Genomic DNA, 15610 nt, shown 5'->3' on the forward strand with positions numbered 1-15610 from the left:
AGCTATGACGAGAGTGACAAACTTGTCACTCTCGTCATCATCCCTTCCAATTAGTGATTAAACTCGCTAACAAATTGATTGAGCTTACCTAGTAGCCGACTTTTTTCTTCATCATTAATAAAGCTGGCAGCAATCGCATTGCGGGTAAAACTTGCGAGCTCTTGATTTGTCACCTCATGGCTCTGCGCAACGGCGTGGAAGTTGGCATTCATGTAACCACCAAAATAGGCAGGATCGTCAGAGTTTATTGTCACGCAGAGACCGCGGCGAAGCAGCTCAACGATATTATGCTGCTCCATTTTGTCGAACACTTTTAATTTGGTATTCGACAACGGGCAAACCGTCAGTGGCATCTTGTTATTCGCTAATGCATGCAGTAGGTTTTCATCGTCTGAGCAACGCACACCATGGTCAATTCGGCTCACTTTCAGCAGCTCCAAACTGTCATAGATATTACTTACTGGTCCTTCTTCTCCAGCATGAGCGACCGTCAGAAAGCCTTCTTCTAATGCTTTGCTATAAACGCGAGCAAATTTCTCTGGAGGATGACCAAGCTCCGAAGAATCTAAACCCACACCAACGATCTTATCCTTGTGAGCCAAGGCTTCAAACAGAGTATCAAAAGCGCTCTCTTCATCAAGGTGGCGCAAAAAGCACATGATGATCTGACTGCTAATTCCTAGCTTCTCTTCGCCATCTTTCAATGCTCGATGTATGCCGTTAATTACGGTATCAAACGCAATCCCACGACAGGTATGAGTCTGTGGATCAAAGAAAATCTCGGTATGAATCACATTGTCTTGCTGACAGCGAAGTAAGTAAGCCCATGTCAGATCGTAAAAGTCCTGCTCATGAATCAGCACATTAGCCCCTTGGTAATAGATATCAAGGAAAGACTGTAGATTGGTAAATTGGTAAGCGGCTTTGACTTCGTCTGGCGTAGCAAAAGGCAATTCAATGTTATTGCGCTTTGCCAGCTCAAACATCATCTCAGGCTCTAAGGAACCTTCAATATGTAAGTGAAGTTCAACTTTCGGTAGTTGTTCAATAAAAGCAGTTTGATTATTCACGCTTGTGTCTCCATTCATTTTGACTGGGTTCCAACAAGCGCTTTTCTCTAGAAAAGTTTCAAGCATACAAAGAGAAAAGCGCTGTGCACTTTACTCTTCGTAATCTGAAATTATCGGTTTCAGGTAGAGACTCCCACACCTTATCAGTGGGATTATACGAAGTATCGTTTAACTTATACGGGTTAAGATAAACGATTGCGCATCATTATATTCAACCAAAAGGTCTAATGACAATATCGCGCTTAGAAATAAGTGTAGAATAAATCCGATTAAGAAAGGTAATTTTTCTCGAATACGCCGGGCGGCATCTGTTTGATTTGAAACTCAATCATCTGATTAAAAGCCTCAATCAGCGGCATAAAGTCTTTTTCTGGTTCAAGGAGAGAAAGAATATAGTATCCCGCCTCAACCGTTGAAAGACTATTGTCACTGGGCGCTTTTCTAATTCGATAGTTTCCCTGTAGGTCATCAGGTAAGCGTACTAGAGGCAGCTTATGGAGATTGGTCGAAAGTTGCCACATCTTGTAGGCTTTTTTCCACGTACCATCGAGTAAGATCACACGCACCTTTTGCTGATTGGCAACTTGCTCTGCTACCTCATTATGAGTGATTGAGCCTTCCCCAGGATAAAGGACAAAATGTTGGTATTGGTCATCACTGAGCAGTTGGTTAAGCTGATTATTGCTAGAGAAATCTTCCCCAACAAAGCAATAACTGTTTGCCAGAGAAAGCTTTAAGATACGCGCAGTACCCATTGGTCTGTCTGTTTCACTGTGATGTTGTAGGATGACCAGCTCAACATTCGATGTTAGGCTTTGGATCCATTGGCAAATACACGCTTTGAGTGATTTACCACATTGAGAACAGTATCGGGACATAATGTGCGCTTATTTCTTCTATTAATGACAGTCAGCCTACTCTGCCTAGGTCTGCAATTCGAACCGCTTGCCTCGCTGACAAATTGGCAACGCGATCTCATTCTTGATGGGCAGTGGTGGCGAATCCTATCAGGAAATTTTACTCATACCAACTTTGCTCATCTGGCGATGAACCTTGCTGGTCTATGGGTTATCAGCTTCATCTTTAAACCAACAGAGAAGTCACTCGCATTACTACTCATTGCTATTAGCTTAGCGATAGGTGCCCTCAACTTCCTTAGCGATATGAATGGCTATGTTGGATTGTCCGGTTTACTACACGGATTATTTGCTTATTTCGCCTTACAAGAGAGCCTTAATGGACGTAAAAGCAGTTGGTTGCTAGTAGTTGGCGTTATTGCCAAAGTCACTTGGGAGCTAATCATGGGGGCCTCGCAATCTACTGTCGAGCTCATCAATGCGAGAGTGGCCGTCGAGGCGCACCTGTTTGGCATGCTTTCAGGTTTTGTGCTCTCGCTGATCGTTCGCTTCTTCCCTAGCCGAAATAAATCAGTGGCATAGATATCAGTCATATACCGACCGCTAGGCAATAATTAGGTTGATGTTCATCGATAAAGGGCGCAGAATGACGCCCTTTTTCATGTAGAACAACTCTACGTGATACTCCGCTTACACATTACAGAGATCAATTTATGGGTTTTACCTCCTTAGGCCTTTCTGCACCAATCCTCAAAGCAATTGAAGAACAAGGTTATGACACCCCTTCTCCGATTCAGGAACAAGCAATTCCTGCGGTACTTTCAGGGAAAGATGTCATGGCGGCAGCGCAGACAGGTACAGGTAAAACAGCAGGCTTTACTCTGCCGATCCTAGAACGTCTTGATAATGGCCAGCGTGTAAAAGGTAACCACATTCGTGCGCTTATCCTAACGCCGACTCGTGAACTTGCTGCACAAGTACAAGAAAACGTATTTAAGTACAGCCGTCATCAGCGTCTGACGTCTCAAGTGGTATTTGGTGGTGTAAAAGTTAACCCACAAATGCTTAAGCTACGTAAAGGTTGTGATGTACTTGTCGCGACTCCGGGCCGTCTATTAGATCTTTACCAGCAGAATGCGGTGAAATTTGATCAGCTTGAAGTGTTAGTTCTAGACGAAGCCGATCGCATGTTAGATATGGGTTTCATCCGTGATATCCGTAAGATCTTAAACGTACTGCCAGCGAAACGCCAAAACCTACTTTTCTCGGCGACATTCTCAGCAGAGATCCGTGAACTGGCAAAAGGCTTGGTCAACGATCCTGTCGAAGTATCGGTTAACAAAGAGAACTCTACTGCAGTAACCATCGAGCAAAGCATCTACCCTGCAGACAAGCGTAAAAAAGCGCCGATGTTGGTTAAGCTGATTAAAGATGGTAACTGGAAGCAGACACTTGTGTTCTGTCGTACTAAGCATGGCGCAAACCGCTTAGCTTTCTTCCTAAATAAAGAGGGCATTACCGCTGCACCAATTCATGGCAATAAGAGCCAAGGTGCTCGTACTCGTGCATTGGCAGATTTTAAATCGGGCGATGTTCGCGTGTTAGTAGCGACAGATATCGCAGCACGTGGTATCGATATCCCTCAGCTTCCTCAAGTTGTAAACTACGAACTACCACATGTATCTGAAGATTATGTTCACCGTATTGGCCGTACTGGCCGCGCAGGTGAAGTAGGTAGAGCAATCTCTTTAGTTGAAGCGGCTGAAGCGAGCGAACTATTTGGCATCGAACGTCTAATTCAGCAAGTGCTGCCACGCATCGAGCTAGAAGGCTTTAAACCAGTTAATGAGCTGCCTGAGTCTAAGTTAGATACTCGACCGATCAAGCCAAAGAAACCGAAGAAGCCTAAGCAGCCAAAAGCGGAACATGCTGATGGCCAACGCTCTGGTGACAATGCTCGTGGTAACAAGCCAGCAAGCAAAAACAAACGCCACTTCGGTCACAATAAGCCAAATGGCGAAAACCGTGGTAACAGTGGTAATGGCGGCCAAACAAAACGCAAGCCTGCCGGTGGAAAGCCAAACAGCAACAATGGGGGTAATGGCCAACAACGCCGTAAACCAGCCAATCGCAAACCAAGCGGTCAAGCAAAAGCTTAATAACTATTGATGAAAAAGCCTTGAACTAAAGAACGCTCCTCACTCAGGAGCGTTTTTTATTGGGTGCTAAACGAAAAAAGCCCTCGTGACTAGCGAGGGCTTGATACTTTTCAGTACGGGGGGACTATCTCATCAATATTTATTTAGAATCTCAGCGATCACAGATTCGTTTTCTGCACCAATAATCGCTTCAATATCTTCATCATTTTGGAACAGTTCAGACAGTGCAACGATAGTTTGAATATGGCTATCAGAGTCCAGTGCAGCTAAAGTAACTGAGAAGAACACATCACCGTTATCTTCGGATTCCAAATCCACACCATTCTTAAACACTGTGATTTGTAACGCGGCTTCATTTACTCCATCTTCAGGTCGAGCATGTGGCATCGCAATCTTAGGTGCCAGCACATAGTATGCACCGATTTCTTTGTGCTTTTGCTTGATAGCCTCTAGATAGGTCGCCTCTACTTTACCCTGTTCAACCAGCTTTGAGCATGTAAGCTCTAGCGCCGCATCAACCGTAAGGTTCTGTTCGTTGGAGATAATAATATTGTCGCCAATTAGATTCATAATGCTCATGATACTAACCACCCTAGAATCAGACCAACCACACCGAAGTCGAAGTCAGCAAATGTTGTTGCTTCAAGACCTAGGCCACCTAGCACTGGAAGAAGTAGCATAGGCAGGAATGAGATACATAAACCTTGAGTAAATGCACCTAGTACTGCACCACGTAGACCACCGGTTGCGTTACCGTAGACACCCGCTGCACCACCAACAAAGAAGTGTGGAACAACGCCAGCAACGATGATTGTCCAGTCGAACATGCCTTGGATACCCATCGCAGCTAAACCTGCCGCGAATGAAGATAGGAAGCCGATAAGAACCGCATTTGGTGCTACAGGGAATACCATAGGGCAATCTAGCGCTGGTTTTGCACCCGGAACTAGCTTGTCAGAGATCCCTTTAAATGCCGGTACGATTTCTGCGATTAGCATCTTCACACCTTGCAGAACGATGTATACACCACCTGCAAACGTTAATGATTGCATGAAGGTAAACACAACCCAGTTTTGACCGCCAGATACTGTTTCTACAAAGTCACCACCGGCAAAGATTGAAGCAAACATGAAGAAGATTGCCATGGTAGTCGCAACAGCTACTGGAGTGTCACGCAAGAACATTAAGCTCTTCGGTACATTGATATCTTCAGTTGTTTTTGATGTATCACCAAACTTGCTACCAATAAAGCCTGCAACTAGGTAGGAGAAAGTCGAAAAATGCCCCATTGCTAGCTGATCGGTGCCCATCACTTTCTCAGTATATTTCTGAGAAAGTGCCGGCATGATAACCATTAACGAACCAACGATCACTGAACCCAATGCCACTAATGCTGTACCTGTAATGCCAGCCGTAGACAGAATTACCGCAACCAGCATAGACATAAACATGGTGTGGTGACCTGTTAGGAAAATAAACTTAAGCGGAGTAAAGCGCGCTAGAAGAATATTAACAATGAAGGCAAAGAACATAATTAGTGCCATTTCATAACCAAACGCTTCTTGTGCTAAAGCAACAATCGCTTCGTTATTTGGAATAACACCACTTACACCAAAGGCTTCAGTAAATACGGTTGAAAAGTTATTTAGTGCACCAACTAAGGCACTAGCACCAAAACCTAGAATTAGGAAACCCATTACGGTTTTAATAGTGCCCTTTAAGATAGTTGAAATATCTGCTTTCTGAGCAACCAAGCCAACAAAAGCAATTAAACCCACCATGATTGCTGGCTCTTTTAATAAGCCAAGCATAAACTCAAAGAAGTTAGCCATATTTTATTTCCTTACATAAATGCTTTTAATTGCTCTTCAATTGAAGCTTTATCGAAAATATTTTTCAGACTAACAATATTTGTTTTACCCGCTTCAGAAAGTTGGTTTGCAACATCTGTTGCTGCAACCCAGATATCCGCATTGCTTGATGCAGCAGAAGATAAATCTTCATGATCTACTTCGGCCTCTAGACCAATTTTTCCTGCGACTTCTTTCACTGCCATCTCCATCATTAGAGATGTACCAAGACCGTTTCCGCACACTACCATAATTTTTTTCATAATATTTTCTCTGTAGGGTTTTATTAGGAAGAGGGATTAACTTCCGTCTATTTGTTGATGAGAATCATATCCAAATCACGCCAAAACAGAATAGATCACCATCACAAAATCAAAATGACCTTGTGACCCAGATCTCGATAATGAGCAAACAAAATGCACAAAAGGTCACTAACTCCCCTTTCGGAGTAGTGGCTATTTTTATGCATTTAAACTGCGATGAAATGGGGAGTAGAAAAGTGTGAAGTCAGTATATGAACAGAGTTAACTATATAAAGAAAATGCTTATTTTACTTACCGTAGTCTGTGAGCATTTTTTTAAGCAGACTATTAACATCTTTGGTTTTCTTGTTTCGTTTGGTTAATGCGCTAAGTGATGTTGGCAGCTCTGGGGCTTCTTTTTCACTCTCAAGTTCATCAACTTTATCCTTTAATTTCTGCACGGCAGGCAGCAACATGCGGATCTCTTCGCCTTCTTCATTTTCTAACACAACAATATTTTCCGACTCAACTTGGGTAATAGTTAATATACCGTGTTTAATAGATTCAACTTTCTCTCCAACCATAGAGGATTGGGGAGGAACAGAACGGTCTGAAACTTGGCCACTACGCAATTTTGCCGCAGTAATTGAGCGGATATTTCCAGTATTTTCAAAAGCGACAATTACAGTGTGTGTATTATAGTATTCGATCACTGTGACATAACCGTGCTTTTTCGTCTCAAACCTCGCACCAATTTGCATATCGTGTGGGGCTTCGAGTTTTTTTATTAACATCCAGTGTACCTGGTACTTCTTATGCTGTCCGACATATCGCAAGTATATACGCTCATCTAACCTTTATAAATGACAATATTCTTGATCAGCTCTGTAACAAATCTTCATACCAACATATAAGTATCCTGAACTACGGTAGTTATTCTCGTTGCTGGCACAAACAAAAACGCCCACCAAATGGTGAGCGCTATTTGACAGATCATCCATTTACACGATTGGACGTTGACCTCGGTCGATAAGCTTCATCAGTACATTGTCAGCCGCTTCGCCCGCAAGACCTGCAAGCTTGGAAGTGAGCTTTTTCTTCTCAACATAGTGAATAGCCAAGACAGTTTTCTCTTTGCACGCTTCCACAACCAGATCGTCAGAGGTTTTGATCTCATCAACCAAGCCTAACTCATGCGCTTGTGTGCCGAACCAGTGTTCACCGGTTGCTACTTTATCTAGTTCAAGTGCAGGGCGACGCTCGCGGATAAAATCTTTGAACAAACCATGCGTTTCTTCGAGCTCTTGCTTGAATTTATCACGCGCTTTATCCGTATTTTCACCGAACATAGTCAAAGTACGTTTGTACTCACCCGCCGTTAGCTGCTCATACTCAATATCATACTTCTTAAGCACTTTATTAAAGTTTGGTAACTGAGCAATCACACCGATTGAACCTACGATGGCAAATGGAGCAGAGACAATTTTGTCTGCGATACACGCCATCATGTAGCCACCACTTGCCGCCACTTTATCTACCGAGATAGTCAATGGCAGCTTAGCCGCTTTAAGACGATCAAGCTGAGACGATGCTAGGCCATAACCATGAACCATACCACCGCCAGACTCTAGGCGTAGTAGCACTTCATCACCTTCACGAGCAACCGCTAGAATCGCCGTTACTTCTTCACGTAGCGATGCGACTTCTTTGGCATCAATACTGCCTTTAAAATCTAAAACAAACAGATGTGGTTCGCGCTTACTATCAAGATCGCCTTCTTTGTATGCTTTCTTGATCTCTTTTTCGCGAGTTTTATTTTTCTCTTTATGTTGTTTTTTCTCTGCTTTATCACGAGCTTTGATAAAGGCTTCATCATGCAGGTGGTGCTCTAACTGCTCTACAGTATGCTTGTGCTGATCAGTTAAGTTAGTAATTTCTAACTCACCTTTCGCGCCACCGCTTTTGCCACCAACCGCTTTAGCTATAACTAAAATCGCAATCACTGCGACTACGACAGTCACAATCTTGGCTAAAAACAGCCCGTAGTCCAATAAAAATTCCAATGTGATTATCCTCTAATGTGCGAATTAGTGTATTGTAACCACCATCTTACGGAATCATAAAGTAAATCATTACAATAAGGATACACATCGTGGAATATGCTGTTTCTTCAGATGCCTTGAAGGGTAAAGTCATTCTGGTAACTGGTGCGGGCGCAGGTATTGGTAAACAAGCCGCGCTTTCTTATGCTCAGCACGGCGCAACTGTGATTTTACTTGGTCGTACAGTGAAAAAGCTGGAACAAACTTACGACGAAATTGAAGCTGCGGGTTACCCACAGCCAGCGATTATTCCACTTGATATGAAAGGCGCGACGAAGCAAAACTACCTTGATATGGTCGATACCATTGAAGGCCAGTTCGGCCGCTTAGATGGCGTACTTCACAACGCAAGTTTGCTCGGTGTGATCAGCCCGTTTGATCAGATTGGCGAAGATACCTTTGACGATATCATGCAGGTGAACGTAAAAGCGCAATTTTTGATGACTCAAGCGGTTTTACCACTGCTACATAAGTCTGAAGACGCTCGTATTATCTTTACCTCTTCAACTGTCGGTCACAGTGGCCGTGCATACTGGGGCACTTACGCAATGTCGAAGTTTGCCACAGAAGGTATGATGCAGATCCTTGCTGATGAGCTCAGCGACACGACTATCCGAGTAAATGCTATTAACCCTGGTGCGACACGTACTGGAATGCGTGCTAAAGCGTATCCTGCAGAAGATGCTGATCTGCTAAAAACACCACTGGATATCATGCCACTGTACCTATACTTGATGGCACCAGAAGGTAAAGCAGTCAATGGCAAGTGTATTGATGCTCAGCCAAAAAAGTAATCGCTAACTCGAATACTTTCTAAATAAAATTCAACGCCTTGTGTTTTCAAAGTAGAAACACAAGGCGTTTTTTTATCCATTCGATCACTCACACCCTTGCCGATCATTAATAATTATTTATACTGTATATATATACAGGTAAATTGTTATGTATGAATTAATCGAAAACCTTAAACAGAAACAATGGCTTTGGTCTGGAGTGCAAACTCCGGAACATTCTGACTACTATCCGACAGGCTATGATCTGCTTGATCAAAAGCTAGAAGGGGGATTCCCTAAACACGGTGTTGTTGAGCTCCAAGGAACGTCAAGTATTGGCGAACTGCGCCTATTGATCCCCCATCTAAAAAATACCAGCCAAGAGCGATTATCGGTTTTTATTCAGCCTCCAGGGTATCTCTGTGCAGAACAGCTATGCAATGAAGGTATTGATAACAATAAAGTCTTACTTGTCTACCCAAGAAACGAGAAAGAAGCATTATGGGCTGCAGAGCAATGCTTACGCAGTGGTGCCTGTAGCAATGTACTGCTATGGCACTCTAGCCTTGAAGTTCACCAAGCTAGGCGTTTACAGGTTGCAAGTGAGCGCGGTAATGCCGTCCATTTTTTGTTTAAGACCGAGAACACACACGTTTTCTCTTTACCCGTAAACCTGAGCATGCGCTTAACCCCTCATCCGTCAGGTCTCGAAGTCACTATCACCAAAAGAAAAGGGGGATGGCCACAAGGCAGCTTCATTATTGATATGTCATCTCACTGGCCAAGCCTGACGCTACAACCAAAACCGCCAGTAGTGATTCCGTTTCCGATCAGACAGCAAGGTTAAACATGCAGAGCTGGATATATCTTCACTTTCCAAGCTTACAATTAGACGGTCTGTTTTCAGAACACACCACCCTACCCTTAGCGATCGTTGAATCGAAACGATTTAAGGTCGTACAGCACAATATGACCGCCCATGAGCAAGGCATTGAGATCGGTATGGGGTTAGGGACAGCCAGTGCACTCTGTCACCAATTGCAAGTCCACCCTTATGATGAAGAGGTAGAGCAGCAAGCCTTGATGAATATCGCCCAATGGCTGTATATGGTGACGTCTGATATCTGCCTGATTCCACCCCAAGGTGTACTGCTGAAAGTGACCAATATGCTTTCTCTCTATGGTGGATTAGAGCACTACTGGCAGCGTGTGTCCAAGCATTTAGACCAACTCGACTTTCACTATCAATTCTCGATTGGTTTCTCTCCTTTTTCGGCGATGTTACTGGCGAAAGCGAATGCACAGCTATTAACGCTAGATAAACAGGTGATTATTGATGCTCTCAAGCCTTTTCCACTGATGGCCACCGAGCTAGAGATGAACAAAGTCGAGAAACTACAAAGAGTCGGAGTGGCAACCTTACGTGAGTTGCTAGACATACCGATGCAAGAGCTGGCGCGCCGCTTCGATATCGACTTAGTCAATTACATTGGCCGGCTAATGGGACAATTTAAGCACCCGATTAATTTCTATCATCCACCAGAACCATTCGAGAACTATCAAGAGTTGCTGTTTGATATTGAGAACATCCAGTGGCTGGAAAAACCGTTATCTAAACTGCTTAAAAAACTAGAAATGTTCTTAACCTTACGTAACCAAGTTGGCTATGAGCTTGAACTTGTGTTGCACCAACGTGATAAACAAGCGTGCTCGGTTTCATTTTATTCGGCCAGTGGTGATTATTTTGCCAAGCGTTGGATGGTGCTGTGCCAACTCACAATGGAATCTTTACAGCTTGAAGCACCCGTTCAAGGCTTAACACTGCGCTTAGTCCGCAGTGGCGAGCTTGAGTCCACCAGCGCTGACCTGTTTAAAGGTTTTCAAGGCGAACAAACTGAAATGGAATTAATCAGTCTTCTGCAAGCTAAGTTAGGCAAAGAGCAAGTACGAAAAACGGTTCACAGTCACGATCCTCGCCCAGAAAAATCCACTTTTCTCTGTGATCCGACTCTGCCGATACCAAACAAGATGGCGAGCAATAAACTACGGCCTAGCTTTATGCTGCCTACCCCAGAGCTTCTATTGGAAAAAATCTCACTGATTCAGGGCCCTGAACGTTTTGTCACTGGATGGTGGGACGGTGATGACATGACCCGGGATTACTTCGTCGCGCGTAGCGATCAAGGGCGCTGGCTATGGGTATTTCGAAACCAAGATAAGCAGTGGTTTACCCACGGTCTATTTAGTTAAGTTAAGGTAATGCTATGGCTTATGCTGAACTTTTCTGTCAGAGCAACTTTTCCTTTCTAACCGGCGCCTCTCACGCCGAAGAGCTGATCTTGCAGGCGGATTTTCTCCGCTACCATTCACTGGCCATCACCGACGAATGCTCTGTGGCAGGTGTGGTGAGAGCTTACAGCGCGATAAAAAATCAACAGCTCAATATAAAATTGATTATTGGCAGCATGTTTTGGCTCAATGATGAATGCCAAGTCGTGCTGCTGTGCCCTAACCGAGACGCCTATGCTGAGCTATGCCGTATCATTACTAATGCCAGAAGGCGCTCAGAAAAAGGCAAGTATCAACTTTCTGAGTGGGATTTGATGTCAATTCGTCACTGCTTAGTTCTGTGGCTACCTTGCCACAAACCTAGCGACAATAAATGGGGCCGCTGGCTTACTCAGCACCACCAGCACCGACTATGGCTTGCGGTTCAGCGTCACCTATCATGCGATGACAAACAATATATTGAATACTGTCAGCAACTGGCCGATGAAATCCACTTGCCTATCACTGCCTGCGGTGGCGTGTTGATGCACACGGCGACACGCCTTCCCCTGCAGCATACACTGTGTGCCATCAAACACGGCTGCAGCGTGAGCGAGCTAGGCGAACAATTACTGACTAACACCGAAAGAAGCCTGCGCAGTCAAGAAAAGCTCAGCAAACTGTTTAAACCAGAATGGTTAGCGGAAAGTGTCGCCATCGCCCAGCGATGCGGTTTTAGCTTAGCTGATCTTCAGTATGAGTACCCAAGCGAGTTAGTTCCTGATGGCTATTCGCCAATGAGTTACCTCAGACAATTGGTCGAAAAAGGTAAAGCGCTGCGTTTCCCTGAAGGCGTACCTAGCAACATTCAACACACCATTGATAAAGAGCTCTGTTTAATCGATGAGCTCAACTACCCGTTTTATTTTTTAACCATTCACGACATCGTGATGTTCGCCAAGCGTAATCATATTCTCTACCAAGGACGTGGTTCGGCGGCGAACTCGGTTGTCTGTTATTGCTTAGAAATCACTTCGGTAGACCCAAGACAAATCTCGGTATTATTCGAGCGTTTCATCAGTAAAGAGCGTGATGAACCGCCCGACATTGATGTCGATTTTGAACACGAGCGACGTGAAGAAGTTATTCAATACATTTACCAAAAATATGGCCGAGAACGTGCAGCGCTTGCGGCCACGGTTATCTCTTACCGTTTTAAAAGCGCAGTACGAGATGTTGGTAAAGCGCTCGGGATTGAAGAAAGCCAACTCGATTACTTTATTAAGAACGTCAATCGTCGAGATAGAGCCCAAGGCTGGCAAGCACAGATTGTTGAACTCGGACTGCAACCAGACTCGCTCAAAGGTGAGCAATTCATTACCTTGGTCAACGAGATCCTCGGCTTTCCTCGCCACCTATCTCAACATGTCGGTGGCTTTATCATCGCGGCGGGGCCGTTGTATGAACTGGTTCCGGTAGAGAATGCGTCTATGCCTGATCGCACCGTTATCCAATGGGATAAGGACGACTTAGAATCACTCAAACTGCTTAAGGTTGATGTCCTTGCGCTCGGTATGCTTTCTGCCATTAGGAAGTGCTTTGACTTGATAGAGAAATTCCACCAGCAAACGCTCAGTATTGCAGACATTACTCGCCGCCAAGACGACACTAATGTCTATCAAATGATTCAACGAGCGGATACCGTTGGCGTATTTCAGATCGAATCACGTGCCCAAATGAGCATGCTGCCACGACTAAAACCTGCGACTTACTATGACTTAGTGATTCAAATCGCGATTGTCAGACCGGGGCCAATCCAAGGCGATATGGTTCACCCTTTCCTCAAGCGTAGAAATGGTGAAGAGCAAATCGACTACCCATCAGAAGCAGTGCACAGTGTCTTACAGCGCACGCTTGGTGTGCCTATTTTCCAAGAGCAGGTGATTAAAATTGCTATGGTTGCGGCTGGCTTTAGTGGTGGTGAAGCCGATCAACTAAGGAGAGCTATGGCGGCTTGGAAGAAGAGTGGTGACCTCGTCAAGTTTAAAACCAAACTTATTGAAGGCATGCTCAGTCGAGGTTATCAGCTAGAGTTTGCCGAGCGAATCTTTGATCAAATTCTCGGCTTTGGTGAATATGGCTTTCCTGAAAGTCATTCAGCCTCTTTTGCTGTTCTCGCTTATTGCTCAGCATGGTTAAAACACTACCATCCCGAAGCTTTCTATACTTCTTTACTCAACAGCCTACCGATGGGCTTTTATAGCGCCTCACAGCTGGTACAAGATGCTCGTCGTCATAAGGTCGTCATCTTGCCTATTTGCGTGAATGCCTCACTCTATGACCACCAGATGATCTCTCATCAAGGTGGTTTGGCAATTCGCTTAGGGTTTCGCCAGATCAAAGGTTTTAGTCAGCAAAGCGCCAAGCAACTTATCCACGCCAGAGCCAAAAATGGTTTTACGCATGCAGGCCAAATCAAGCATATTGGTTTAAACCGTCGAGATGTCGAGCTACTTGCTTCCGCCAATGCCATGCACACGCTGAGCCAAAACCGTTACCAAACCCGCTGGGCAATGATGGACTCACTCTCTGACTTACCGCTGTTTCAAGATACCCAAAATGACACAGCGCCACTTATCGGAACCCCAACAGAGAGCCAAACATTGCTTGAAGATTATGCAGCGACGGGGCTTTCTCTTGCTAAGCACCCTATTGCTCTGCTTGATGACGCTGGCGTACTCGGGCGTTTTACTCGTATGCAAGAGCTAAAAATAAGCAGCATCAATCGCTAGTCACCGTGACAGGGGTCGTAACAGGTAAGCAATCACCAGGCACAGCTGCTGGTGTTACCTTCTTCACCTTAGAAGATGATACGGGCAACATTAATGTCGTGGTTTGGAAAGCGACAGCAAGAGCACAAAAATCCGCGTACTTAACCGCGAAAATACTGCAAGTAAAAGGAGTTTTGGAAAAAGAGGGAGAGGTTCATCATGTCATTGCAGGGCGTTTGATAGATATGACCGACAAGCTACAAGGGCTACATAGTAAATCGAGAGATTTCCATTAACGTTTCAGCGTAAGAAAATAAAAAGGGAGCCGAGGCTCCCTTTTTGGTGTTACTTTGACAAACTAAAACTTGTCTTCAGCGTCCATACTTTTTTTCTTATATTCTCTATATAGCATTTCACAAAAGTATGGTCACGCAGCACAAATAAAATAATATTCTATTTATTTAGTACTTGTCGCAATCGGTCTTGGGCAACTTCCACCAAGAGATCGGGTTGGAACTTGGAAATAAAGCGATCACAGCCGACTTTCTTGACCATTGCATCATTAAAACTACCACTGAGAGAGGTATTCAACGTGACATACAGATCCTTCATACGAGGATCGGTACGAACCTCATGAGTCAACTTATAGCCATCCATCTCAGGCATTTCAGCATCGGTAATCATCAACAGCAGTTCTTCAACAACGTTCTTACCTTCATCAGCCCATGACTTAAGCAAGTTGAGCGCTTCTAGGCCATCACGACATTCAATGATATTTAGGCCAAGTTGAGAAAGCGTCCCTCGAACCTGAGAGCGCGCCGTTGACGAATCATCAACAATCAGAACATTACGCCCAACCATTTCATCGACTAGCTCTTGATCAAGCACACCTTCAGAGATAGAAATATCGTAATCAATAATTTGCGCCAGTACTTTTTCAACGTCGATAATCTCAACGATACTCTGCCCATCACCATCTTTGACGTGAGTGATTGCCGTCAGATAGTTCGCTCTACCCGCCGTTTTTGGTGGCGGTTGAATTTCCGTCCAAGCGGTATTGACGATGTTCCTAACTTGGCCAACCAAAAAGCCCTGCACCGTCCGGTTGTACTCGGTAATGATAAGATTCTCTTCTTGATTTTCTAAGCGCGATGCCGGAAAGCCAATCGCCGCTCGAAGATCAATCACAGGGACAGAAACGCCACGCAATGACGCCACACCAGTGATATGGTGATGGGAACCCGGCATTTTGGTTAAGGGTGGAACCTTAATCACTTCACGCACTTTGAACACGTTGATGGCAAAAATCTGTCTGCTGTTCAAACTGAATAACAACAGCTCCAAGCGGTTCTCACCTACAAGGTTGGTTCGCTGATCAACTGTATTTAATACTCCAGACATACTACTTCTCGCCAAATGTGGATAATGTAAAAATAGCCTATTGAGAGGCTAAGATAAAAATAAACCCATACATCACTCAAGATTATATGGGTTTATTTAGGATTTAACAGTAAGTGA

The 15610-nt window shown here is 44.4% G+C and carries 13 protein-coding genes, 1 pseudogene and 1 riboswitch; of the genes and pseudogenes, 6 read left to right on the forward strand and 8 right to left on the reverse strand.

All coding sequences use genetic code 11. The features are described from left to right. Nucleotides 1-50: 50 nt before the first annotated feature. Complete coding sequence (locus tag ACU01J_RS00550) at nucleotides 51-1088, reverse strand: adenosine deaminase (RefSeq protein WP_481083958.1); 1038 nt, start codon at nucleotides 1086-1088, stop codon at nucleotides 51-53. Between the two features lie 62 nt (nucleotides 1089-1150). Continuing rightward, nucleotides 1151-1250: riboswitch (purine riboswitch) on the reverse strand. Between the two features lie 89 nt (nucleotides 1251-1339). Next, entirely contained in the window at nucleotides 1340-1948 is a 609-nt protein-coding gene (locus ACU01J_RS00555) for a tRNA-uridine aminocarboxypropyltransferase (RefSeq protein ID WP_481083959.1), read from the reverse strand. A 3-nt stretch (nucleotides 1949-1951) separates the two neighbouring features. On the opposite strand from ACU01J_RS00555, the gene rrtA reads away from it, so the two are divergent. After that, the gene (gene rrtA, locus ACU01J_RS00560; protein ID WP_481083960.1) at nucleotides 1952-2509 is read left to right on the forward strand and encodes a rhombosortase; all 558 of its coding nucleotides are present in this window, start codon (nucleotides 1952-1954) and stop codon (nucleotides 2507-2509) included. A gap of 131 nt (nucleotides 2510-2640) precedes the next feature. Beyond that, nucleotides 2641-4086: a DEAD/DEAH box helicase gene (locus ACU01J_RS00565; RefSeq protein ID WP_481083961.1), complete on the forward strand. Its 1446-nt coding sequence runs from the start codon at nucleotides 2641-2643 to the stop codon at nucleotides 4084-4086. Nucleotides 4087-4218: 132 nt separating this feature from the next. Here the strand turns inward: ACU01J_RS00565 and ACU01J_RS00570 are convergent, their stop codons facing one another. The 5 genes from ACU01J_RS00570 to sohB all read right to left on the reverse strand — a co-directional run bounded on the left by ACU01J_RS00570 (nucleotide 4219) and on the right by sohB (nucleotide 8241). Next, the gene (locus tag ACU01J_RS00570; RefSeq protein WP_481083962.1) at nucleotides 4219-4665 is read right to left on the reverse strand and encodes a PTS sugar transporter subunit IIA; all 447 of its coding nucleotides are present in this window, start codon (nucleotides 4663-4665) and stop codon (nucleotides 4219-4221) included. Beyond that, nucleotides 4662-5918, reverse strand: a complete 1257-nt coding sequence (locus tag ACU01J_RS00575; protein WP_481083963.1) for a PTS ascorbate transporter subunit IIC — start codon at nucleotides 5916-5918, stop codon at nucleotides 4662-4664. The genes ACU01J_RS00570 and ACU01J_RS00575 overlap by 4 nt, the downstream gene beginning before the upstream one ends. Nucleotides 5919-5929: 11 nt before the next feature. Continuing rightward, nucleotides 5930-6199, reverse strand: coding sequence for a PTS sugar transporter subunit IIB (locus tag ACU01J_RS00580; protein ID WP_481083964.1), 270 nt, complete (start codon nucleotides 6197-6199; stop codon nucleotides 5930-5932). A gap of 287 nt (nucleotides 6200-6486) precedes the next feature. Continuing rightward, entirely contained in the window at nucleotides 6487-6972 is a 486-nt protein-coding gene (locus ACU01J_RS00585) for a hypothetical protein (protein WP_481083965.1), read from the reverse strand. A gap of 207 nt (nucleotides 6973-7179) precedes the next feature. Beyond that, a complete protein-coding gene (gene sohB / locus ACU01J_RS00590; RefSeq protein WP_481083966.1) occupies nucleotides 7180-8241 on the reverse strand; it encodes a protease SohB in 1062 nt (353 codons plus the stop codon). Between the two features lie 89 nt (nucleotides 8242-8330). On the opposite strand from sohB, the gene ACU01J_RS00595 reads away from it, so the two are divergent. The 4 genes and pseudogenes from ACU01J_RS00595 (at nucleotide 8331) to ACU01J_RS00610 (ending at nucleotide 14388) form a co-directional block, all read left to right on the forward strand. Next, on the forward strand, nucleotides 8331-9074 hold the full coding sequence (locus tag ACU01J_RS00595) for a YciK family oxidoreductase (RefSeq protein WP_481083967.1): 744 nt from the start codon (nucleotides 8331-8333) through the stop codon (nucleotides 9072-9074). 148 nt (nucleotides 9075-9222) lie between these two features. Next, nucleotides 9223-9900, forward strand: coding sequence for a translesion DNA synthesis-associated protein ImuA (gene imuA / locus ACU01J_RS00600; protein WP_481083968.1), 678 nt, complete (start codon nucleotides 9223-9225; stop codon nucleotides 9898-9900). Nucleotides 9901-9902: 2 nt separating this feature from the next. Continuing rightward, a complete protein-coding gene (locus ACU01J_RS00605; protein ID WP_481083969.1) occupies nucleotides 9903-11303 on the forward strand; it encodes a Y-family DNA polymerase in 1401 nt (466 codons plus the stop codon). A gap of 14 nt (nucleotides 11304-11317) precedes the next feature. Next, a pseudogene (locus tag ACU01J_RS00610) lies at nucleotides 11318-14388 on the forward strand (error-prone DNA polymerase). Between the two features lie 157 nt (nucleotides 14389-14545). Here ACU01J_RS00610 and ACU01J_RS00615 read toward each other — a convergent pair. Continuing rightward, nucleotides 14546-15493 (reverse strand): chemotaxis protein CheV, encoded by a 948-nt coding sequence (locus ACU01J_RS00615; RefSeq protein ID WP_481083970.1) that lies wholly within the window; start codon nucleotides 15491-15493, stop codon nucleotides 14546-14548. Nucleotides 15494-15610: the final 117 nt, after the last annotated feature.

The sequence above is a fragment of the Vibrio sp. 2433-A1 genome (assembly GCF_056726085.1).